At 61.7% G+C, this 21,756-nt stretch carries 27 protein-coding genes; 17 read left to right on the top strand and 10 right to left on the bottom strand.

The genetic code is table 11. The annotated features are described in order from the left end of the window. Positions 1–108: 108 nt before the first annotated feature. Genes HBJ59_RS16145 through pilG form a run of 4 tightly spaced genes read right to left on the bottom strand, consistent with a single transcriptional unit; the run spans position 109 to position 3,502 of the window. A complete protein-coding gene (locus HBJ59_RS16145; protein ID WP_076017745.1) occupies positions 109–2,148 on the bottom strand; it encodes a methyl-accepting chemotaxis protein in 2,040 nt (679 codons plus the stop codon). Continuing rightward, positions 2,145–2,669 (bottom strand): chemotaxis protein CheW, encoded by a 525-nt coding sequence (locus HBJ59_RS16140; RefSeq protein WP_167664098.1) that lies wholly within the window; start codon positions 2,667–2,669, stop codon positions 2,145–2,147. Before HBJ59_RS16140 ends, HBJ59_RS16145 begins: the two co-directional genes overlap by 4 nt. Positions 2,670–2,681: 12 nt before the next feature. Further along, on the bottom strand, positions 2,682–3,047 hold the full coding sequence (gene pilH / locus HBJ59_RS16135) for a twitching motility response regulator PilH (protein WP_017476512.1): 366 nt from the start codon (positions 3,045–3,047) through the stop codon (positions 2,682–2,684). A 47-nt stretch (positions 3,048–3,094) separates the two neighbouring features. Further along, a complete protein-coding gene (gene pilG, locus HBJ59_RS16130) occupies positions 3,095–3,502 on the bottom strand; it encodes a twitching motility response regulator PilG (RefSeq protein ID WP_003213736.1) in 408 nt (135 codons plus the stop codon). A gap of 239 nt (positions 3,503–3,741) precedes the next feature. Between pilG and gshB the strand changes: the two genes are divergently transcribed. From gshB to HBJ59_RS16095, 7 genes are all read left to right on the top strand, one after another. Further along, positions 3,742–4,695 carry a glutathione synthase gene (gshB, locus tag HBJ59_RS16125; protein ID WP_010167673.1) on the top strand — a complete coding sequence of 318 codons (954 nt, stop codon included), beginning with the start codon at positions 3,742–3,744 and terminating at the stop codon, positions 4,693–4,695. Between the two features lie 77 nt (positions 4,696–4,772). Continuing rightward, entirely contained in the window at positions 4,773–5,672 is a 900-nt protein-coding gene (locus HBJ59_RS16120; protein ID WP_167664097.1) for an energy transducer TonB, read from the top strand. A gap of 190 nt (positions 5,673–5,862) precedes the next feature. Further along, the gene (locus tag HBJ59_RS16115; protein ID WP_167664096.1) at positions 5,863–6,432 is read left to right on the top strand and encodes a YqgE/AlgH family protein; all 570 of its coding nucleotides are present in this window, start codon (positions 5,863–5,865) and stop codon (positions 6,430–6,432) included. Next, on the top strand, positions 6,432–6,869 hold the full coding sequence (ruvX, locus tag HBJ59_RS16110; protein ID WP_003213744.1) for a Holliday junction resolvase RuvX: 438 nt from the start codon (positions 6,432–6,434) through the stop codon (positions 6,867–6,869). Before HBJ59_RS16115 ends, ruvX begins: the two co-directional genes overlap by 1 nt. 174 nt (positions 6,870–7,043) lie before the next feature. Continuing rightward, a complete protein-coding gene (gene pyrR, locus HBJ59_RS16105) occupies positions 7,044–7,550 on the top strand; it encodes a bifunctional pyr operon transcriptional regulator/uracil phosphoribosyltransferase PyrR (RefSeq protein ID WP_167664095.1) in 507 nt (168 codons plus the stop codon). Positions 7,551–7,574: 24 nt separating this feature from the next. Beyond that, on the top strand, positions 7,575–8,579 hold the full coding sequence (locus tag HBJ59_RS16100) for an aspartate carbamoyltransferase catalytic subunit (RefSeq protein WP_167664094.1): 1,005 nt from the start codon (positions 7,575–7,577) through the stop codon (positions 8,577–8,579). Next, on the top strand, positions 8,576–9,847 hold the full coding sequence (locus HBJ59_RS16095) for a dihydroorotase (protein WP_167664093.1): 1,272 nt from the start codon (positions 8,576–8,578) through the stop codon (positions 9,845–9,847). Before HBJ59_RS16100 ends, HBJ59_RS16095 begins: the two co-directional genes overlap by 4 nt. A 134-nt stretch (positions 9,848–9,981) precedes the next feature. Here the strand turns inward: HBJ59_RS16095 and HBJ59_RS16090 are convergent, their stop codons facing one another. Beyond that, the gene (locus HBJ59_RS16090; protein ID WP_076012988.1) at positions 9,982–10,410 is read right to left on the bottom strand and encodes a TM2 domain-containing protein; all 429 of its coding nucleotides are present in this window, start codon (positions 10,408–10,410) and stop codon (positions 9,982–9,984) included. Positions 10,411–10,659: 249 nt separating this feature from the next. Between HBJ59_RS16090 and HBJ59_RS16085 the strand changes: the two genes are divergently transcribed. Next, complete coding sequence (locus HBJ59_RS16085) at positions 10,660–11,295, top strand: C40 family peptidase (protein ID WP_076012989.1); 636 nt, start codon at positions 10,660–10,662, stop codon at positions 11,293–11,295. A 141-nt stretch (positions 11,296–11,436) separates the two neighbouring features. Here the strand turns inward: HBJ59_RS16085 and HBJ59_RS16080 are convergent, their stop codons facing one another. Continuing rightward, positions 11,437–12,471 (bottom strand): type IV pilus twitching motility protein PilT, encoded by a 1,035-nt coding sequence (locus HBJ59_RS16080; RefSeq protein WP_167664092.1) that lies wholly within the window; start codon positions 12,469–12,471, stop codon positions 11,437–11,439. 57 nt (positions 12,472–12,528) lie between these two features. On the opposite strand from HBJ59_RS16080, the gene HBJ59_RS16075 reads away from it, so the two are divergent. From HBJ59_RS16075 to HBJ59_RS16035, 9 genes are all read left to right on the top strand, one after another. Next, the gene (locus HBJ59_RS16075) at positions 12,529–13,215 is read left to right on the top strand and encodes a YggS family pyridoxal phosphate-dependent enzyme (RefSeq protein ID WP_076012991.1); all 687 of its coding nucleotides are present in this window, start codon (positions 12,529–12,531) and stop codon (positions 13,213–13,215) included. A 33-nt stretch (positions 13,216–13,248) separates the two neighbouring features. Next, positions 13,249–14,067: a pyrroline-5-carboxylate reductase gene (proC, locus tag HBJ59_RS16070; RefSeq protein ID WP_167664091.1), complete on the top strand. Its 819-nt coding sequence runs from the start codon at positions 13,249–13,251 to the stop codon at positions 14,065–14,067. A gap of 24 nt (positions 14,068–14,091) precedes the next feature. Next, positions 14,092–14,679 (top strand): YggT family protein, encoded by a 588-nt coding sequence (locus HBJ59_RS16065; RefSeq protein ID WP_017476523.1) that lies wholly within the window; start codon positions 14,092–14,094, stop codon positions 14,677–14,679. Positions 14,680–14,909: 230 nt separating this feature from the next. Beyond that, complete coding sequence (locus HBJ59_RS16060; RefSeq protein ID WP_167664090.1) at positions 14,910–16,052, top strand: homoserine O-acetyltransferase; 1,143 nt, start codon at positions 14,910–14,912, stop codon at positions 16,050–16,052. A 25-nt stretch (positions 16,053–16,077) separates the two neighbouring features. Beyond that, positions 16,078–16,698 carry a methionine biosynthesis protein MetW gene (gene metW / locus HBJ59_RS16055; RefSeq protein WP_076012994.1) on the top strand — a complete coding sequence of 207 codons (621 nt, stop codon included), beginning with the start codon at positions 16,078–16,080 and terminating at the stop codon, positions 16,696–16,698. A 21-nt stretch (positions 16,699–16,719) separates the two neighbouring features. Further along, positions 16,720–17,154: a DUF4426 domain-containing protein gene (locus HBJ59_RS16050; RefSeq protein WP_076012995.1), complete on the top strand. Its 435-nt coding sequence runs from the start codon at positions 16,720–16,722 to the stop codon at positions 17,152–17,154. Further along, positions 17,151–17,747 carry an RdgB/HAM1 family non-canonical purine NTP pyrophosphatase gene (gene rdgB / locus HBJ59_RS16045; RefSeq protein WP_008434161.1) on the top strand — a complete coding sequence of 199 codons (597 nt, stop codon included), beginning with the start codon at positions 17,151–17,153 and terminating at the stop codon, positions 17,745–17,747. Before HBJ59_RS16050 ends, rdgB begins: the two co-directional genes overlap by 4 nt. Further along, positions 17,744–18,946, top strand: coding sequence for a radical SAM family heme chaperone HemW (hemW, locus tag HBJ59_RS16040; protein ID WP_076012996.1), 1,203 nt, complete (start codon positions 17,744–17,746; stop codon positions 18,944–18,946). The genes rdgB and hemW overlap by 4 nt, the downstream gene beginning before the upstream one ends. A 19-nt stretch (positions 18,947–18,965) precedes the next feature. After that, the gene (locus tag HBJ59_RS16035) at positions 18,966–19,289 is read left to right on the top strand and encodes a DUF3392 domain-containing protein (RefSeq protein WP_167664089.1); all 324 of its coding nucleotides are present in this window, start codon (positions 18,966–18,968) and stop codon (positions 19,287–19,289) included. A 151-nt stretch (positions 19,290–19,440) separates the two neighbouring features. Here HBJ59_RS16035 and trmB read toward each other — a convergent pair whose 3' ends face one another. The 4 genes from trmB to HBJ59_RS16015 all read right to left on the bottom strand — a co-directional run bounded on the left by trmB (position 19,441) and on the right by HBJ59_RS16015 (position 21,705). Beyond that, positions 19,441–20,166 (bottom strand): tRNA (guanosine(46)-N7)-methyltransferase TrmB, encoded by a 726-nt coding sequence (trmB, locus tag HBJ59_RS16030; RefSeq protein WP_063026504.1) that lies wholly within the window; start codon positions 20,164–20,166, stop codon positions 19,441–19,443. A 9-nt stretch (positions 20,167–20,175) separates the two neighbouring features. Next, positions 20,176–20,970 (bottom strand): thiazole synthase, encoded by a 795-nt coding sequence (locus tag HBJ59_RS16025; RefSeq protein ID WP_003234615.1) that lies wholly within the window; start codon positions 20,968–20,970, stop codon positions 20,176–20,178. Between the two features lie 65 nt (positions 20,971–21,035). After that, on the bottom strand, positions 21,036–21,236 hold the full coding sequence (gene thiS, locus HBJ59_RS16020) for a sulfur carrier protein ThiS (protein ID WP_063026500.1): 201 nt from the start codon (positions 21,234–21,236) through the stop codon (positions 21,036–21,038). Between the two features lie 91 nt (positions 21,237–21,327). Beyond that, the gene (locus tag HBJ59_RS16015) at positions 21,328–21,705 is read right to left on the bottom strand and encodes a DUF423 domain-containing protein (protein ID WP_076012998.1); all 378 of its coding nucleotides are present in this window, start codon (positions 21,703–21,705) and stop codon (positions 21,328–21,330) included. Positions 21,706–21,756: the final 51 nt, after the last annotated feature.

Raw genomic sequence — 21,756 nt, 5'->3', positions numbered from 1 at the left:
GAACATAACGCCCTGTAGGAGCGAGCTTGCTCGCGAAGAGCGCTAACGATGACGCGGGCATTCTGAATGAACGCGGCGCTCTCGGGTTTTTCGCGAGCAAGCTCGCTCCTACGGGGCTGGCGGCAAGGTGAACCCCGACACCGACCGCCGCAGCTGACTGGCCATTTTTGCCAGGTTGCCGATGCTCTCGGCAGTGGCCGTGGAACCAGAGGAAGTCTGAGTGGTGATCTGCTGAATCACGTTCATCGTCAACGAAATCTGCCCCGCCGACGACGTCTGCTGCTGCGCCGCGTTGGAAATACTCTGGATCAACGCCGCCAGGGTTTTCGACACACCTTCAATCTCTTCCAGCGCCACGCCGGCGTCCTGGGCCAGCCGCGCACCGCGCACCACTTCGGTGGTGGTCTGCTCCATGGAAATCACCGCTTCGTTGGTGTCCGTCTGGATCGCCCGCACCAGGGTTTCGATCTGCCGCGTCGCCGCTGAAGAACGCTCGGCCAGGCGCTGTACTTCATCGGCCACCACCGCAAAACCACGCCCGGCGTCACCGGCCATGCTCGCCTGGATCGCCGCGTTGAGGGCGAGGATGTTGGTCTGCTCGGCGATGTCGTCGATCAGGCTGACGATGTCGCCAATCTCCTGGGACGATTCCCCCAGGCGCTTGATGCGCTTGGCGGTGTCCTGGATCTGTTCGCGGATGTTGTCCATCCCGTGGATGGTGTTGTGCACCACCTCATTGCCCTTGTTGGCGATCTCTACCGAACGCTCGGCCACTGCCGAAGATTCGGCGGCGTTGGCCGACACCTGGTCGATGGACTGGGCCATCTGGTTGATCGCCGTGGACGCTTCGGCAATCTGTTGCGCTTGATGCTCCGACGCTTGGGCCAGGTGCATGGCGGTGGCCTGGGTGTCCTGCACCGCGCCAGCCACCTGGCCGGCGGTGAGGTTGATGGTCGCCACCAGGTCGCGCAGCTGGTCCACGGAATAGTTGATGGAGTCGGCGATGGTGCCGGTGAAGTCTTCGGTGACCGAGGCGGTGACGGTCAGGTCGCCGTCGGCCAGGTCTTCAATCTCATCCAGCAGGCGCATGATCGCGTTCTGGTTGCGCTCGTTTTTTTCAGCGGTTTCCCGCAACTGGCGGTTGGTCTCGCGGACCATCACCAGGCCGATCAGGATGATCGAGGCCAGCGCCAGCAAGCCCAGCACGTAGCCGCCGATGGTGTCGAAGGTGCGCCCGTCGGCCAGGTTTTCAAAACCGGTGGCCAGGTGCGAGGCTTCGTCCAGCAGGGTTTGCGACAGGTTGAAAATATTGCTCGCAGAGGCGCGCACCTGGAACAGTTGCGGCGAGGTCTCGAGGATTTCATCCACGGAGCCGGAGACGAATTCGAACAGCTCGGCGATTTCCGCCAGCCGCGCCCGCGCATCGTGATCTTCTACCTGAGAGATACGCAGCCCAGGGTTGCCCTGGAGCATGCCGTTGAGCACCTGGCCGAAACGGTTGGCATCGCGGCCAAAGGCATCGGCGGCCTGCACCGCGGTTTCGTCGCCCGCCAGCACGGTGTTCACCGCACCGAGGATGCGCTCAGCCAGCAACGACTGGCGCTGGGCCAAAGCCACCTGGCTGGCCGGCGCGCCGCGTTGCAGGAGGATGTCCACAACCTTTTCCGACTCGACCTGCAACTGCGGCACCGTTTCCGCCAAGGTGGCAGCCACTTGGTGCAGCGACAACACCGTCTGTTCGCTGGCCAGAATCGCATCGGCGTTTTTCAGCAGCGCTTCCCAGTCGGTCTGCACCGCGCGCATTTCTGCGCGAACGGCGGTAGGTGCCGCGGGCAGGCCGGTGGCCGGGTCGCCTTTTTTCAGGTAACCCCAGCGCTGGGCAAAATCGTTGCGCGCATCCCCCAGCAGCTTGAACGCAGCCGCCTTGCCGGCGGCGGCCTCGGTGGCGTTCTTGGCGATGCGTTGGGACAGCACCCGCAGCTCACCGGCGTGGCCGATGTACTGCTTGTCGTAGGTGGACTGGGTGTTGAGGTAAGCGAAGTTGGCGAACAGCAGCATGATGAACACGATCAGCGCGATAAACAGCACGATGATCTGCGAGCGGCTGCGGGAAGCCTCCTGGGGTTTGACGGGAGTGACGGTACTCATGCGGCGACATCCATGAAGCCTGGGGCCAGGGCCAGGGCGAAAGGGCTGAAGACCTGCCACAGCTGGTCGCCGTCGAACTGGCCCTGGATAAACGGCGCGCTGGCCGCAGTGCTCGTCGACAATGCGTCTTGTGCGAAATGCTGCATGCCCACCACCTCGTCCACCAACAGGCCGACAAACACGTCCTGATATTCCACCACCAGCACCCGCCGTTGTTTGCGCGCCACCGACAGCTCAAGGCCGAGGAACCCGCCCAAATCCATCACCGGCAGCAAGCGCCCGCGCAGGTTGGCCACGCCCTTGACCCACGGTTTGACCCCGGGCATCAAGGTGCAGCGCGGTTCGTGCAGCACTTCTGCGACCTCGCCCATGGGAGCCACGTACCAGTGCTCGCCCAGGCGAAACCCGATCCCGCTCCAGCTGTGCAGCCGGGTTTCCTGGGACGGCAGGTCGGCAGCCAGCAAGCGGCAGCGGCGGTCGATGTCCAGCAGCAGCTCGAAGGCGGTTTGCGACTCGGTCATGGGAACGTGCCGTCAGCCGGCCAGCACCTTGTTCAGGGTGGCGATCAGGGTTTCTTCGTCCACAGGCTTGGTCAGGTAATCCTTGGCGCCCTGGCGCTCGCCCCAGATCTTGTCGGTTTCCTGATCCTTGGTGGTGATGATGATCACCGGGATGTGCCCGGTTTCAGGGTCTTTGGTCAACTGCCGGGTGGCCTGGAAGCCATTGAGGCCGGGCATGACGATGTCCATCAATACCGCGTCAGGCTTTTCCTGGCGCGCCAGCGCGACGCCGTCGCCGCCGTTCTGGGCCTTGAGGACTTCATGACCATGCTTTTCGAGCATTTCAGTCAGTTTGTACATTTCAGTCGGCGAATCGTCGACGATCAGAACACGTGCCATGGTTTTCCCCACTTATCTAGTAGACGCAAGCCCTCGTGGGGCCCTCGTCAGTGTGCTTGTTCTACTGCGGCGAAGCCCGGTACATAGGCCTTGATCGCGCTCAGCAGTTCTTCCTTGCTGAAAGGCTTGGTCAAAAACTGATCAGAACCGACGATGCGCCCCTTGGCCTTGTCGAACAGACCATCCTTGGAAGACAACATGATCACCGGGATCGACTTGAACGCCGGGTTGTTCTTCACCAGCGCGCAAGTCTGATAGCCATCCAGGCGCGGCATCATGATGTCGACAAAGATAATGTGCGGGTGATGGTCAACAATCTTGGCCAGGGCATCGAAACCGTCGATGGCCGTGATGACGTCGCACCCTACGTTCTTCAACAGTGTTTCGGCCGTGCGGCGAATCGTTTTCGAATCGTCGATCACCATCACTTTCAAGGCGTTGGAATGCTGTTCCATATCTGCTCTACCATCGCCACAGCGAATAGGTTTTCGGTGTGTACTGCCTGATGTTGCACAGGACGAGCGTCAAAAGCCTCGGAATTCAAGGGCTGATGTGCCATGGCAGCCTTTTTAGCACAGTCTCAGAACGCAATCTATCGGCCGACCCGCGCGGTGGTTTTTCCTTGACCCACAACAGCCGCAGCGCCACTCTGACGCCACTTTTATGCGCCCTTATTTGCTAGAGGAAATACCCCATGAGCGTTCGCGTCGGCATTGTCATGGACCCTATCGCCAGCATCTCCTATAAAAAGGATAGCTCGCTGGCCATGCTGCTGGCCGCCCAGGCCCGCGGCTGGAGCCTGTTCTATATGGAGCAGCCGGACCTTTACCAGGGCGACGGTGAAGCGCGGGCGCGGATGCGCCCGCTGCAGGTGTTTGCCAACCCTGAGAAGTGGTTCGAACTGCAAGACGAAATCGACAGCCCCCTGAGCGACCTCGACGTAATCCTGATGCGCAAGGATCCGCCGTTCGACATGGAGTTCGTCTATTCCACCTACCTGCTGGAGCAGGCCGAGCGCGCGGGCGTGCTGATCGTCAACAAGCCCCAGAGCCTGCGCGACTGCAATGAAAAGCTGTTCGCCACGCTGTTCCCACAGTGCACGCCGCCCACCGTTGTCAGCCGCCGTGCCGATGTGCTGCGTGAATTCGCCGCCAAGCACGGTGATGTGATCCTCAAGCCGCTGGACGGCATGGGCGGCACGTCGATCTTCCGCCACCGCGCGGGCGACCCGAACCTGTCGGTGATCCTGGAAACCCTGACCGCGCTGGGCACCCAGCAGATCATGGGCCAGGCCTACATTCCCGCAATCAAGGACGGCGACAAGCGCATCCTGATGATCGATGGCGAGCCGGTGCCTTATTGCCTGGCACGTATTCCGGCGGCCGGCGAGACCCGTGGCAACCTGGCAGCCGGTGGCCGGGGTGAAGCCCGCCCGCTGACGGACAAGGACCGCTGGATTGCCGCCCAAGTCGGCCCAACCCTGCGTGAAAAGGGCCTGCTGTTTGTAGGACTAGACGTAATCGGCGAAAACCTCACCGAGATCAACGTCACCAGTCCGACCTGTATTCGCGAGATCGACAATGCATTTGGCACGAACATCGGCGAAATGCTGATGGCGGCCATTGCCTCCAAGCTACAAGCCAAGTGACATAGAACAGCCGGACACAAACCAACATTGCGTTATCATGCGCCACCTGTGAAACGCGCGATGTTGGTTTTCTTGTCATGACGCTCCCGCCCGATCTGCCCCCCGAACTCTCCCACAGCGGCGTGCGCCCGGCTGATCGGCTCGGATTTACCCTGTTTCTCGCGGCGTTGATTCACCTGGCGTTGATCCTCGGCCTGGGCTTCACCTTTGCCGAACCCAAGCAGATCACCAAGACCCTGGAAATCACCCTCGCCACCTTCAAGAGCGAAAAGAAGCCCGAAAAGGCTGACTTTCTCGCCCAGGACAACCAGCAAGGCAGCGGTACCCTCGACAAGAAGGCCGTGCCCAAGACCACCGAAGTGGCACCGTTCCAGGACAATAAGGTCAATAAGGTCATGCCACCGCCAGCGCCCAAGCCGGAGGTGAAACAGGCTGCACCCAAGGCCGCCGTGACCACCGTTGCGCCCAAACCGCAAAAAGCGCCCACCCAACGGGAAAAGGCCAAGACTGAACCCACGCCTGCCCCGCCGGCCCCGACGTTTGACAGCTCGCAACTCTCCAGTGAAATCTCCAGCCTGGAAGCCGAACTGGCCCATGAACAACAGCTGTACGCCAAGCGCCCACGGATCTACCGCCTCAACGCCGCCTCCACCATGCGCGACAAAGGCGCCTGGTATAAGGACGAGTGGCGCAAGAAGGTCGAGCGCATCGGCAACCTGAACTACCCGGACGAAGCGCGCCGCCAGCAGATCTACGGTAATTTGCGACTGCTGGTGTCGATCAACCGCGACGGCACCCTGTATGAAGTGCAGGTGCTGGAGTCCTCCGGCCAGCCGCTGCTGGACCAGGCGGCGCAACGCATCGTGCGCCTGGCGGCGCCTTTTGCGCCGTTTACCGGGGACTTGAACGACATCGACCGCCTGGAAATCATTCGCACCTGGCGCTTTGCCAAAGGTGATCGACTGTCCAGTAACTAACCGCCCCTGCTCTGTGTAGGAGCGAGCTTGCTCGCGAAGGTCGTTAACGATAACGCGAGCTTTCTGGTTTAACCCGGCGCTCTCCGGTTTTTCGCGAGCAAGCTCGCTCCTACAGAGAATCAACACGCCAAACCAATTCCTGCGCATCCTCAGCTTGTCAGTTCGCCCCTCCAACGCCACACTAGCGGACATGAAAAATGTCAGCCCGACCTACCTCAAGCACCAATTCCTGATCGCCATGCCTCATATGGCCGACCCGAACTTTGCGCAGACCTTGACCTACATCGTCGAGCACACCGCCAATGGTGCGATGGGGCTGGTTGTCAACCGCCCGCAAGACCTGAACCTGGCCGATATCCTCGAGCAACTGCGCCCGGACATCGACCCGCCCGCCAACTGCCAGCACGTACCGATCTACATCGGCGGGCCAGTGCAGACTGACCGGGGTTTTGTGCTGCACCCTACCGGGCCGAAATTCCAGGCGACCGTCGACCTTGAAGGACTGTCGCTTTCCACTTCCCAGGATGTGTTGTTCGCCATCGCCGATGGCATCGGGCCTGATCAAAGCGTGATCACCCTGGGCTACGCCGGCTGGGAAGCCGGGCAACTGGAGGCCGAGCTGGCGAGCAATGCCTGGCTGACGTGCCCGTTTGACGCCGACATCCTGTTCAACACCCCCAGCGAACTGCGCCTTGAAGCCGCCGCCGCCAAGCTGCGGATCAACCTCAGCCTGTTGACCAGCCGGGCGGGGCACGCCTGATGGCCTTGCGTCTGATCCTCGGCTTTGACTACGGCACCAAACAGATCGGCGTAGCGGTCGGCCAGGTCATCACCGGCCAGGCCCGCGAGCTGTGCACCTTGAAAGCCCAGAACGGCGTGCCGGACTGGAACCAGGTCGAAGCCCTGATCAAGGAATGGAAGCCCGACGCCGTCGTGGTCGGCCTGCCCTTGAACATGGACGGCACCCCGAGCGAGATGTGCCTGCGGGCCGAAAAATTCGCCCGCCGCCTGAATGGCCGCTACAACCTGCCCTTCTATACCCACGACGAACGCCTGACCACCTTTGAAGCCAAGGGCGAGCGCCGCGACCGTGGCGGGCAGAAAGGCAGCTACCGCGACAACCCGGTGGATGCCATCGCCGCGGCCCTGCTGTTGCAGGGCTGGCTGGATGAAAACACCGCTTTATTTGAATCCTGAATTGCCGCATTGCTTTTTGTAGGAGCGAGCTTGCTCGCGAAAAACGTCAACGATTACGCGCGCGTCCAGTGATGCACGCGGTGCCTGTGAGTTCTTCGCGAGCAAGCTCGCTCCTACAGTGTCTTTTACGTTTGAGCCCGGACCTTGCCTGCGCAAGGCCTTGAAGGAGCCACCATGAGCCTGCCCAATCCCGCCGACCTGATCAGCCAGATGGCGATCCGCCTCAAGGCGCACCTGGAACACCGCGCTATCAGCGAGCCGCGCTTTATCGGCATCCGCACCGGTGGCGTGTGGGTGGCCCAGGCACTATTGGAAGAACTGGGCAGCGACTCGCCCCTGGGCACCCTGGACGTGTCTTTCTACCGTGACGACTTCAGCCAGAACGGCCTGCACCCGCAAGTGCGTCCTTCGGCCCTGCCGTTCGAGATCGAAGGCCAGCATCTGGTACTGATCGATGACGTGCTGATGAGCGGTCGTACCATCCGCGCCGCCCTGAACGAACTGTTCGACTACGGCCGCCCGGCCAGCGTGACACTGGTCTGCCTGCTGGACCTGGATGCCGGCGAATTGCCGATCAGCCCGGACGTGGTCGGCGCAACCCTGTCCCTGGAAGCCCACCAGCGGGTAAAATTGTCCGGTCCCACGCCGCTCGAACTCGAACTGCAAGACCTTGCCCTTTAAACCGCCTTGTAAAGAGTCCCCGCGATGACGCCTCTAGATGCCAAGCGCCCGCTGCAGCTCAACGCTCAGGGCCAGCTGCAACACTTCCTGTCCCTCGACGGTTTGCCCCGCGAACTGCTCACCGAAATCCTCGACACGGCCGACTCATTCCTCGAAGTCGGCGGCCGGGCGGTGAAAAAAGTCCCGCTGTTGCGCGGCAAGACCATCTGCAACGTGTTCTTCGAGAACTCGACCCGCACCCGCACCACCTTTGAGCTGGCGGCCCAGCGCCTGTCGGCTGACGTGATCACCCTGAACGTGTCCACCTCGTCGGCGAGCAAGGGCGAAACCCTGCTCGACACCCTGCGCAACCTGGAAGCCATGGCCGCCGACATGTTCGTGGTGCGCCACGGCGACTCCGGTGCTGCGCACTTCATCGCCGAGCACGTGTGCCCGAACGTGGCGATCATCAACGGCGGCGACGGCCGTCACGCCCACCCGACCCAGGGCATGCTCGACATGCTGACCATCCGTCGGCACAAAGGCAGCTTCGAAAACCTCTCGGTGGCCATCGTTGGCGACATCCTGCACTCGCGGGTAGCGCGCTCGAACATGCTGGCCCTGAAAGCCCTTGGCTGCCCGGACATCCGCGTGATCGCGCCAAAAACCCTGCTGCCCATCGGCATCGAGCAATACGGCGTGAAGGTCTACACCGACATGGCCGAAGGCCTGAAGGATGTGGACGTGGTGATCATGCTGCGCTTGCAGCGCGAGCGCATGGCCGGCGGCCTGTTGCCGAGCGAAGGCGAGTTCTATCGCCTGTTCGGCCTGACCACCGCGCGCCTGGCCGGCGCCAAGCCGGATGCCATCGTGATGCACCCGGGGCCGATCAACCGTGGCGTGGAGATCGAGTCGGCGGTGGCCGACGGCGCGCAGTCGGTGATTCTCAACCAGGTGACCTACGGCATCGCCGTCCGCATGGCTGTGTTGTCCATGGCCATGAGCGGGCAAACCGCACAACGTCAATTCGAGCAGGAGAACGCCCAGTGAAGCTCAGCATTCTCGGCGCCCGAGTCATCGATCCGGCCAGCGGCCTGGATCAAGTCACCGATCTGCACCTGGAAGCCGGCAAGATCATTGCCATCGGCGCCGCACCCGCAGGCTTCAGCGCCAGTGAAACCATCGACGCCAAAGGCCTGATCGCCGCGCCTGGGCTGGTGGACCTGAACGTCGCCCTGCGCGAACCGGGTTACAGCCGCAAAGGCAGCATCGCCAGCGAAACCCGCGCCGCCGCAGCCGGCGGCGTCACCAGCCTGTGCTGCCCGCCCCACACCAAGCCGGTGCTGGACACCTCGGCCGTGACCGAGCTGATCCTCGACCGCGCCCGCGAAGCCGGCAACTGCAAAGTGTTCCCCATCGGCGCCCTGAGCAAAGGCCTGGACGGCGAACAGTTGGCCGAGCTGATCGCCTTGCGCGACGCCGGCTGCGTGGCCTTCGGCAACGGTCTGGAGAGCTTTCGCAGCACCCGCACCCTGTGCCGCGCGCTGGAATATGCAGCGACCTTCGACCTGACAGTGATTTTCCACTCCCAGGACCGTGACCTGGCCGAAGGTGGCCTGGCCCACGAAGGCGCCACGGCAAGCTTCCTTGGCCTGCCGGGCATCCCGGAAACCGCCGAGACCGTGGCCCTGGCCCGGGACCTGCTGCTGGTGGAGCAAAGCGGCGTACGCGCGCACTTCAGCCAACTGACCAGCGCTCGCGGCGTGGCCCTGATTGCTCAGGCCCAAGCCCGCGGCTTGCCGGTGACGGCGGATGTGGCGTTGTATCAGCTGATTTTGACGGATGAGGCGCTGATCGACTTCTCCAGCCTGTATCACGTGCAGCCGCCCCTGCGTACCCGCGCTGACCGTGACGGTTTGCGGGCTGCGGTGAAGTCCGGGGTGGTTTCGGCGATTTCCAGCCATCACCAGCCCCACGAGCGGGACGCCAAGCTGGCGCCATTCGGCGCGACAGAGCCGGGCATCAGCAGTGTCGAGCTGTTGCTGCCGCTGGCAATGACGCTGGTGGAGGATGGCTTGCTGGACCTGCCGACGCTGCTGGCACGCCTCAGTGCGGGCCCTGCCGAGGCACTGCGCCTGCCGGCGGGCAAGTTGGCGGTGGGGTCGGCAGCGGACCTGGTGCTGTTTGATACGGCCAGTTCCACGATTGCCGGGGAACACTGGCTGTCCAAGGGCGAGAACTGCCCGTTCATTGGTCACAGCTTGCCGGCGAATGTGCGGTACACGCTGGTGGATGGGCGGATCAGCTACCAAGCTTAAACCCGATTCAGAGCGGGCACAGTAAATGTGGGAGCGGGCTTGCTCGCGAAAGCGTTAGGTCAGTCAATAGAGATGTCGACTGACACATCGCATTCGCGAGCAAGCCCGCTCCCACATTTGGATCTTCACAAATCTTATCGACCGCCGCTGCGCTCGGCATTACGGATCGAAACCTGCGTATTCAGCGTCCAGAAGTCATACAGCACGCCGATCAGGAATAACCCGCCAGTCAGCAAGTAAACGATCCCGCTGATCCATTTCCCCTGATACATGCGGTGCAACCCGAACACACCCAGGAACGCCAACAGAATCCAGGCCACGTTGTATTCAATCGGCCCGGCCGTAAATCGCAGGTCCGCTTCCCGGTCCATCGCCGGGATCAGGAACAAGTCGATCAGCCAGCCAATCCCGAACAAACCAAAGGTGAAAAACCAGATCGTCCCGGTCACCGGTTTGCCGTAATAAAAGCGGTGAGCACCGGTAAAACCGAAAATCCAGAGCAGGTAACCGATCACCTTGCTGTGGGTGTCTTGTTGCGAAACATCCTGTCGATAGGTGTTCATGGAGTACCTCTTTCGCCTCGATAGATAAATTTTTTCATTTTCTTTGTGACTTTTTTACGGGCGCCCGACGCACGGCAAATGGTATCTTCCCTCCCGCAAAGCCTTATGCCACCTGACCTGAGTCGGACAATAGCGACAATTCGTCGCGTTTTTCCTGAATTTGACCCCAGGGTTCAGTCGACAAACGGCCTTAGAACGACACAAAAAGCTGTTATAAAGTTGCGCGCAAACCTAAAAGAGCCACGCCTAATGCGACCATTTTTCAAGACATGGCTAACCATTTGCCTATTAATGCCACTGGCCGCCCACGCCACCAATCGTGAGCAACGACTTCCAAACGTTAACGGTTTCACCCCTAAAGTTCACGCCACCACCAGCTCCGCCAAATCGGTAAAGCTGACCGTGAAGCGCCCGACTCAACTGAGCAAGGCCAACGGTAAGGCAGTTCCAGGGTTGATGGCCGTCAACACCAAGCAAAGCAGCAACGTCCTCAGCCGCGCCGTCAACGTGCTCGGTACTCCTTATCGTTGGGGCGGCAGCAGCCCAAGTAAAGGGTTCGACTGCAGCGGTTTGGTGAAATATGCGTTTAACGACGTAAAAGCCGTGGATTTGCCGCGCACTTCCAACGCCATGGCCGCCGGCCACGGGCAAAAGGTTGAGCGCAAGGATTTGAAACCGGGCGACCTGCTGTTCTTCAAACTGAAGAGCCGCCAGGTGAACCACGTTGCCATTTACCTGGGCAACGACCGCTTTATCCACGCACCGCGTCGTGGCAAGTCCGTGAGCATCGATACCCTGAAGAAGCCGTTCTGGGACAAGAACTACGTGATTGCCAAGCGTGTCCTGCCTAAAGAGCAGAACAATCTGCGGATTGTGCAGCGCTGATATCAGGCTGATGTGGGAGCGGGCTTGTGTGGGAGCGGGCTTGCTCGCGAATGCGGAGTGTCAGTCGATACATGCTTGACTGATACACCGCATTCGCGAGCAAGCCCGCTCCCACATTAGTTTTTCATCGCCCACGCGATCTTAAATATCCCCTGGCACCCTCGCCTTCTCCCGCGCATGCTCCCGGCTGATCAGCCCCTGGCTGACCAACGCCTTCAAACTCATGTCCAGCGTCGTCATCCCCAGCGCCCCACCCGTCTGGATCGCCGAATACATCTGCGCCACCTTGTCCTCGCGGATCAGGTTACGAATCGCCGGCGTGCCAAGCATGATTTCGTGAGCCGCCACCCTCCCGCCGCCGACTTTCTTCACCAGCACCTGGGACACCACCGCCTGCAATGACTCCGAGAGCATCGAGCGGACCATGGCCTTTTCCCCCGCCGGAAACACATCCACCACTCGATCCACGGTTTTAGCCGCCGACGTGGTGTGCAATGTGCCGAACACCAGATGCCCGGTTTCCGCCGCCGTCAGTGCGAGCCGAATGGTTTCCAGGTCCCGCAGCTCGCCCACCAGGATCACATCCGGGTCCTCCCGCAATGCCGAACGCAGGGCGGCCGAGAAACTGTGGGTGTCGCGATGCACCTGCCGCTGGTTGATCAGAGCGCTTTTCGGTTGATGGATAAACTCGATCGGGTCTTCAAGGGTGAGGATGTGCTGGCGACGATGGGTGTTGAGGTAATCGATCATCGCCGCCAGGGTCGTGGACTTGCCGGAACCGGTCGGCCCGGTGACCAGTACCAACCCTCGGGGCAGGTCTGCGATGCGCCGGAACACCTCGCCCAACCCCAGGCTTTCCAGGCTCTGCACCGTCGAGGGGATGGTGCGAAACACCGCGCCCATGCCCCGATGCTGCTGGAACACATTTACCCGAAACCGCGCCACCTCGGGCAGCTCGAAGGCAAAATCCGTTTCAAGAGATGTTTCGAAATCCTTTTGCTGATGATTGTTCAGCAAAGGGCTGAGTAACTCCGCCAATTGCGTAGGGAGCAGCACCGGCCAATCGAGGGGCCAGACCTCGCCATCAACTCGCAGCATCGGCGCCAACCCGGCCGACAAATGCAGGTCCGAGGCCCCCAGGCGCACGCCGGCAGCCAGCAGTTCAGTGATATCCATAGGGCTTTCCATTTCCAGTAGAATGCCGCGGACTCCATATCCACGGGCGCAACTTGAATGTCGACCATAGCAGACAACATCAGCCTGGTTTCCGAGCGGATCCGAGCCGCGGCCCAAGCCTCGCAGCGCGACGCGGACAGCGTGCACCTGCTGGCCGTGAGCAAGACCAAACCCGCACAAGCCATACGCGAGGCGTATGCCGCCGGGATGCGTGAGTTTGGCGAGAACTATCTGCAGGAAGCCCTGGGCAAACAGGCCGAATTAACCGACCTGCCCTTGAGTTGGCACTTCATCGGCCCCATTCAATCGAACAAGACTCGTGCGATCGCCGAGAACTTCGCTTGGGTGCATTCCGTGGACCGCCTGAAAATCGCACAACGCCTTTCCGAGCAACGCCCGGCTGACCTGCCGCCGCTGAATATCTGCATTCAGGTCAACGTCAGTGGCGAAGCCAGCAAGTCCGGCTGTACACCCGCCGACCTGCCCGCCCTGGCCGAAGCCATCAGCGCCCTGCCGCGCCTGAAGCTGCGCGGGTTGATGGCGATCCCCGAGCCAACCGACGACCGCGCAGAACAGGACGCAGCCTTCGCGACAGTACGCGACCTGCAAGCGAGCCTGAACCTGGGTCTCGACACACTTTCCATGGGCATGAGCCACGACCTTGAGTCGGCCATTGCCCAAGGGGCCACCTGGGTGCGGATCGGTACCGCGCTGTTTGGTGCCCGCGACTACGGCCAGCCGTGAAATGGCTGACTTCCATCTGAGTAAGGACCTGTCATGAGCAACACGCGTATTGCCTTTATCGGCGCCGGTAACATGGCGGCCAGCCTGATCGGCGGCCTGCGGGCCAAGGGCCTGGAAGCACAGCAGATTCGCGCCAGCGACCCGGGCGCCGATACTCGCTCCCGCGTCAGCGCCGAGCACGGCATCGAAACCTTCGCCGACAACGCAGAAGCGATTGAAGGCGTTGACGTGGTGGTGCTGGCGGTCAAGCCACAAGCCATGAAAGCCGTGTGCGAAAGCCTGCGCCCAAGCCTCAAACCCCATCAACTGGTGGTGTCCATCGCCGCCGGCATCACTTGCGCCAGCATGACCCACTGGCTCGGCGCCCAGCCAATTGTACGTTGCATGCCCAACACCCCGGCGCTGCTGCGCAAGGGCGTGAGCGGCTTGTACGCCACGTCCGAAGTCACTGCCCAACAGCGTGATCAGGCACAAGAGCTGCTGTCCGCCGTGGGTATTGCCGTGTGGCTGGAACACGAGCAGCAACTGGACGCTGTCACCGCCGTGTCCGGCAGCGGCCCGGCGTATTTCTTCCTGCTGATCGAGGCCATGACCGCCGCTGGCGTGAAACTCGGCCTGCCACAGGAAGTCGCCGAGCAATTGGCCGAGCAAACCGCACTGGGCGCCGCGCAGATGGCCGTGACCAGTGATGTCGACGCCGCCGAACTGCGCCGTCGCGTGACCTCGCCGGGCGGAACTACCCAAGCGGCAATCGAATCGTTCCAGGCCGGGGGCTTTGAAGCCCTGGTGGAAAAAGCACTGGGTGCCGCAGCACATCGTTCGGCCGAAATGGCCGAGCAGCTGGGCAAATAGTCGTCCCCCACATAGGAATTAAACATGCTCGGAATCAATGACGCTGCCATTTTCATCATCCAGACCCTGGGCAGCCTGTACCTGCTGATCGTGCTGATGCGTTTTATCCTGCAACTGGTGCGGGCGAACTTCTACAACCCGCTGTGCCAGTTCGTGGTGAAGGCTACGCAGCCGCTGCTCAAGCCACTGCGCCGGGTAATCCCGAGCATGTTCGGCCTGGACATGTCCTCGCTGGTGTTGGCGCTGCTGCTGCAGATCCTGCTGTTCGCGGTCATCCTGCTGCTCAACGGCTACCAGGCCACCACGCTGCTGTTGCTGCCGTGGGCCTTGATCGGGATTTTCTCGCTGTTTTTGAAGATCATTTTCTGGTCGATGATCATCAGCGTGATCCTCTCGTGGGTCGCTCCCGGCAGCCGCAGCCCTGGCGCAGAGCTGGTGGGGCAGATCACTGAGCCGGTGCTGGCGCCGTTCCGCCGCCTGATACCGAACCTGGGTGGCCTGGATATCTCGCCGATCTTCGCGTTTATCGCGATTCAACTGCTGCAAAGCTGGGTGATTCCGCGCCTGGCTTTCTACGCATTCATGCCCAAAGAACTGTTCGGTCTGATCTGACAACAATGTGGCGAGGGAGCTTGCTCCCGCTGGGCTGCGCAGCAGCCCCAAAAAGGCCGACCGCGTTGCATCTGCAAAATCGCGGCAGCCGGCTTGGGACCGCTTCGCGCTCCAGCGGGAGCAAGCTCCCTCGCCACAAAAAGCCTTAAAAACACCAGCAGCAGGCCTTTGCTTGCCGCTGGGTGCAGCGGTCTTTAGACTTACGCCTCATTTAAACGAGAGCAGGGTCGATGCCAGCTGCCTTCCCCCCCGATTCTGTTGGACTGGTCGTGCCCCAAGTGGCGCACTTCAGCGAACCGCTGGCCCTGGCCTGCGGCCGTTCGCTGCCCGCCTACGACCTGATCTATGAAACCTACGGCCAACTGAACGCCACGGGCAGCAATGCCGTGCTGATCTGCCACGCCCTGTCCGGCCATCACCACGCTGCGGGTTACCTCAGCATGGACGAGCGCAAGCCCGGCTGGTGGGACAGCTGCATCGGCCCGGGCAAACCGATCGACACCAGCAAGTTCTTCGTAGTCAGCCTGAACAACCTCGGCGGCTGCAACGGTTCCACTGGCCCCAGCAGCCTCAACCCGGAAACCGGCAAGCCGTTTGGCGCCGATTTCCCGGTATTGACCGTGGAAGACTGGGTGCACAGCCAGGCGCGCCTGGCCGACGTACTGGGCATCGCCCAATGGGCCGCGGTAATCGGCGGCAGCCTGGGCGGCATGCAGGCCCTGCAATGGACCATCACCTACCCGGACCGCGTGCGCCACTGCCTGGCCATCGCCTCGGCCCCCAAGCTGTCGGCGCAGAACATCGCCTTCAACGAAGTGGCGCGCCAGGCGATCCTCACCGACCCGGAGTTCCACGGCGGTTCGTTCCAGGAAGCCGGCGTGATCCCCAAGCGCGGGCTGATGCTCGCGCGCATGGTCGGGCACATCACGTACCTGTCGGATGACTCCATGGGCGAGAAATTCGGCCGTGGTCTCAAGAGCGAGAAGCTCAACTACGACTTCCACAGCGTCGAGTTCCAGGTCGAGAGCTATCTGCGTTATCAGGGTGAGGAGTTCTCCGGGCGTTTCGACGCCAACACCTACCTGCTGATGACCAAGGCCCTGGACTACTTCGACCCGGCGGCGAACTTCGACGACGACCTGGCGCGCACCTTCGAGGCGGCCACCGCCAAGTTCTGCGTGATGTCGTTCACCACCGACTGGCGCTTCTCCCCGGCCCGATCGCGGGAATTGGTGGATGCGCTGATGGCCGCGAAGAAAGACGTCTGCTACCTGGAGATCGACGCACCGCAAGGCCACGATGCCTTCCTGATCCCGATCCCGCGTTACTTGCAGGCCTTTAGCAACTACATGAACCGAATTGCGCTTATATGAATTGCTTACGCTTTGGGAGAACGCCATGAGAGCCGACCTGGAAATCATCCAAGACTGGATCCCCGCCGGCAGCCGCGTGCTCGACCTCGGTTGCGGCGATGGCGAACTGCTGAGCTGGCTGCGCGACAACAAGCAAGTCACCGGCTACGGCCTGGAAAACGACCCGGACAACATCGCCCAGTGCGTGGCCAAGGGCATCAACGTAATCGAGCAGGACCTCGACAAGGGCCTCGGCAACTTTGCCAGCAACAGCTTCGACATCGTGGTCATGACCCAGGCGCTGCAAGCCGTGCACTACCCGGACCGGATCCTCGACGAGATGTTGCGGGTCGGCCGCCAGTGCATCATCACCTTCCCCAACTTCGGCCATTGGCGCTGCCGCTGGTACCTGGCCACCAAGGGCCGCATGCCGGTGTCGGATTTCCTGCCCTACACCTGGTACAACACGCCCAACATCCACTTCTGCACCTTCGAAGACTTCGAAGCCCTGTGCAGCGAGCGCGAAGCCAAAGTCATCAACCGTCTTGCCGTCGATCAACAGCACCGTCACGGCTGGGCGAGTAAGCTATGGCCCAACCTGCTGGGTGAGATCGGGATCTACCGGGTCAGCAGCCCGGGCCTGACGGACCACCAGATTGCCGTCTAACCATTTTCAAGGAGGACGAACATGAGTCGTTTGGCTACTTTTTTACTCACCGCGTGCCTGAGCGTCAGCGCTATGGCGGCGGATGTTATCGATGGTAATCGCCAGAAAGAATTCGGCGATATCACGGTGCACTACAACACCCTGACCACCAGTTTCCTGACACCGGAAATGGCCCAGGAAGCCGGGATCGTACGCAGCAAAGAGCTGGGCATGATCAATGTGTTCGTGAACAAGGGCGTCGAATCGATAGACGCCACCGTCACCGGCACGATCAAAGACCTGGGCGGCAAGAGCGAGATGCTGACGTTCAAGAAAATCACCCAGAAAGGTTCTACGCTTTACGTCGCCCAGTACCCGGTGCCGCAGCAGGAAACCAAGATTTTCACCATCAACGTTGAAACCGGTGGCAAAGCCCACGGTTTCAGTTTCAACCAGGAACTGTTTCCGGCCGAATGATGAACCTCACACAACTCGTACTCGCCAGCCATAACGCCGGCAAGCTCAAAGAACTCCAGGCCATGCTCGGCGACTCGGTGCAATTGCGCTCGATTGGCGAGTTCAGCCAGGTAGAGCCGGAAGAGACCGGCCTGTCGTTCGTCGAGAATGCCATCCTCAAGGCCCGCAATGCCGCGCGCATTTCCGGCCTGCCGGCACTGGCTGATGATTCGGGCTTGGCCGTGGATTTCCTCGGTGGTGCCCCGGGCATCTACTCGGCGCGTTATGCCGACGGCAAAGGCGACGCGGCCAACAACGCCAAGCTGCTCGACGCCCTCAAGGACGTGCCCGACGCGATGCGCGGCGCACAGTTCGTCTGCGTACTGGCCCTGGTGCGTCACGCCGATGATCCATTGCCGATCCTCTGTGAAGGCCTGTGGCACGGGCGCATCCTGCACGCGGCCAGCGGCGAGCACGGCTTTGGCTACGACCCGCTGTTCTGGGTACCGGAACGCAATGTCTCCAGCGCCGAACTGAGCCCAGCCGACAAGAACCAGATCAGCCACCGCGCCCGCGCAATGGATTTGCTGCGCCAGCGTCTGGGCCTGAAATGACTCAGAACACCTCTGCGCAGCCGCTGATCCTCGGTGGCGCGCAAACACCTCGGGCGGCCTTGCCTCACCTGCCGCCCCTGGCGCTGTACATCCACATCCCGTGGTGCGTGCGCAAATGCCCTTACTGCGACTTCAACTCCCACACCGCCAGCAAGGTGCTGCCGGAAGAAGAGTACGTCGACGCATTGCTGGCCGACCTCGATCAGGACCTGCATGCGGTGTATGGCCGCGAGCTGAGTTCGATCTTTTTCGGCGGCGGCACCCCGAGCCTGTTCAGCGCCGCTGCGCTGGGCCGGTTGCTCAAGGGCGTAGAAGCGCGCATCCCGTTTGCCAGCGACATCGAGATCACCCTGGAAGCCAACCCCGGCACCTTCGAGCAAGAGAAGTTCGTGGCGTACCGCAAGCTGGGGATCAATCGGCTGTCGATTGGTATCCAGAGTTTCCAGCAGGAAAAACTCGAAGCCCTGGGCCGCATCCACAACGGTGACGAAGCGGTACGTGCCGCCGGCATGGCGCGCCAGGCCGGGTTCGACAACTTCAACCTAGACTTGATGCACGGCTTGCCCGATCAGTCCCTGGACGACGCCCTGAGCGACCTGCGCCAGGCCATTGCCCTCAAGCCCACGCATCTGTCCTGGTATCAACTGACCCTGGAACCCAACACCGTATTCTGGAACCAGCCGCCCGTGCTGCCGGAAGACGACACCCTGTGGGACATTCAGGAAGCCGGCCAGGCGTTGCTCGCCGAGCACGGTTACGCCCAGTACGAAGTATCGGCCTACGCCCAGCCGGGCCGGCCGGCGCGGCACAACCTGAACTACTGGAGCTTTGGCGACTTTATCGGCATCGGCGCCGGTGCCCACGGCAAGCTCAGCCATCCGGATGGGCGCATCGTGCGCACCTGGAAAACCCGGGCGCCGAAGGACTACCTCAACCCGGCGAAAAACTACCAGGCCGGCGCGAAAGAACTGACCAACGAAGAGTTACCGTTCGAGTTCCTGATGAACGCCCTGCGCCTCACCGACGGCGTCGAAGCCAGGCTTTACGCCGAGCGCACCGGCCTTGAGCTGGCGAGCCTCGATGAAGCCCGCACGGATGCAGAACAAAGTGGCTTAATGCAGGTCGAACCGTCACGCCTGGCGGCCACCGACCGCGGGCAACTCTTTCTCAATGACCTGCTGCAGAAGTTTTTGAGCTGATTGCTCTTAAGGAAATCGAATGGATCTGGTACTCGACCTGCTCGCCACCGTATCCCGCTGGAGCCGTAGCAACCTGTCGGAAATCTCCCTGGCGTTGGTAGGCTGCCTGCTGGTGCTGTTTGGCGCCGACATCAAGGGCTGGATCGAATCACGACTGGGCAGCATCGCGGGTGCACTGCGCGTGCCGCTGATGGCACTGGTGTGCATGATCGGCAGCGGCGCGGCACTGATCTACGCCACACCGTGGATTGTTCGCGGGTTGAGCCAGTTCAACAACTACAGCCTGGCGCCGGTGTTGTTGGTGGTGCTGGTGTTGATTGGGGTGGTGGCGGATCGCCGCTGACCCAAGGAACGACACAAGCCACTGTAGGAGCGAGCTTGCTCGCGAAGAACGTCAACGATAACGCAGCGCTATCAGGTAGCACGCGTCGCCTGTTGTTTTTTCGCGAGCAAGCTCGCTCCTACAGTGAGTTGCATTTCAAGGTTGTGGCGAGTTACGCCAGCTTCTCGAACTTCAAATCCCAAACCCCATGCCCGAGTCGCTCGCCGCGACGTTCGAACTTGGTGATCGGCCGCTCGGCCGGGCGCGGGACGCATTTGCCGTCTTCCGCCAGGTTGCGGTAGCCAGGGGCGACGTTCATCACTTCCAGCATGTACTCAGCATACGGCTCCCAGTCGGTGGCCATGTGCAGGATGCCGCCCACTTTCAGTTTGCTGCGCACCAGTTCCGCGAAGGAAGCCTGGACGATGCGGCGCTTGTGGTGACGGCTCTTGTGCCATGGGTCCGGGAAGAACAGCATCAGGCGGTCAAGGCTGTTGTCGGCGATGCAGCGGTTGAGCACTTCGATCGCGTCGCAGTCGTAGACCCGCAGGTTGGTCAAGCCCTGAGTCAGCACGCCGTTCAGCAGCGCGCCAACACCCGGACGGTGTACTTCAACCCCGATAAAATCCTGCTCCGGCGAAGCCGCAGCCATTTCCAGCAGGGAATGGCCCATGCCGAAGCCGATTTCCAGGGAACGTGGCGCCGAGCGGCCGAACACCTGGTCATAATCCACCGGTGCGTCCACCAGCGGCAGGACGAACAGCGGCGTGCCCTGCTCCAGGCCTTTTTGCTGGCCCTCGGTCATGCGACCGGCGCGCATCACAAAACTCTTGATGCGGCGGTGCTTGGACTCGTCGCCTTCTTCCAGGGTGTTCGGCGTTTCGTTTGATTCAGTCATCAATGGCTCTTACTTGATCAGACCATCCAGCGGCGAGGAGGCGCTGGCGTAAAGTTTTTTCGGCATGCGCCCGGCGAGGTACGCCAGGCGGCCGGCGACGATCGCGTGTTGCATGGCTTCAGCCATCATGATCGGTTGCTGCGCATGGGCGATGGCCGAGTTCATCAGCACCGCATCGCAACCCAGTTCCATGGCGATGGTGGCGTCGGAGGCAGTACCCACGCCCGCATCCACCAGCACCGGGATCTTGGCTTCTTCAAGGATGATCTGCAGGTTGTACGGATTGCAGATGCCCAGGCCGGAACCGATCAGACCAGCCAGCGGCATCACGGCGATGCAGCCGATTTCGGCCAGTTGGCGGGCGATGATCGGGTCATCGCTGGTGTAGACCATCACGTCGAAGCCTTCCTTGACCAGGGTTTCGGCGGCCTTGAGGGTTTCGATCACGTTGGGGAACAGGGTTTTCTGGTCGGCCAGCACTTCCAGCTTCACCAGGTTGTGGCCGTCGAGCAACTCACGAGCCAGGCGGCAGGTGCGCACGGCTTCGATGGCGTCGTAGCAACCGGCGGTGTTCGGCAAGAAGGTGTAGCGATCCGGCGACAGCACTTCGAGCAGGTTCGGCTCGCCCTCGATCTGGCCGAGGTTGGTACGGCGCACGGCGAAAGTAACGATCTCGGCACCCGAGGCTTCGATGGCCAGGCGGGTTTCTTCCATGTCGCGGTACTTGCCGGTACCGACCAGCAAACGGGACTGGTAGGTACGACCGGCCAGGACAAAAGGCTTGTCGCTACGAACGATGCTCATGGGAAATCCTCGAGTTGGGGTGAGGTTCTGCAGAATGCGGTTTGGCGCTCTTGAGCGCCGGGCGGCTAGCCGCCGCCGATGGCGTGGACCACTTCGACCTGGTCACCTTCGGTGAGCGCGGTCTCGGCGTGCTGGCTACGCGGGACGATATCCTGGTTGAGCTCCACTGCGACGCGACGCCCGGTCAAATCCAGACGGGTCAGCAGGGCCGAAACGGTTTCACCGTCGGGCAGTTCAAAGGATTCGCCGTTCAACTGAATGCGCATGCCACGGGCCGCCATCGTTTTTAGGGGCCAGCATTCTAGCGTGATCGGCGCTGATGACCCAAGCCCTCCGGTCAGCAACCTACCGCCAGCTTCAGGCGGCCTGGAGGCGCCACGCCGCGAGGCCCAGGAAGAACCAGCCCAGCAGGAAGGCGAGACCACCGAACGGGGTGATGATGCCGAGCTTGCTGATGCCGGTCATGGTCAGCACATACAGGCTGCCGGAGAACAGCAGAATGCCCACGGCAAAGGACACGCCCGCCCACGTCACCAGTCGACCGGGAATGTGCACCGCCAGCAATGCCACGCCGAACAGCGCCAGGGTGTGCACCAGTTGGTAGGTCACGCCGGTGTGGAAAATCGCCAGGTATTCGGCGCTCAGGCGGTTTTTCAGGCCGTGGGCGGCAAACGCGCCCAAGGCAACGCCGGTGAAACCGAAAAAGGCAGCCAGCATCAGAAAGCCACGCAACATGAGGAACTCCAGTCAGACTCAGTGGACAGGGTCTGTATAATGGCCCGCTCA

Origin of the sequence: Pseudomonas sp. AN3A02, assembly GCF_011765255.1 — a bacterium.
Taxonomy (GTDB): Bacteria; Pseudomonadota; Gammaproteobacteria; order Pseudomonadales; family Pseudomonadaceae; genus Aquipseudomonas.
Note: the sequence above shows the minus strand (reverse complement) of the source record. Positions and strands in the feature narration are given on the sequence as shown.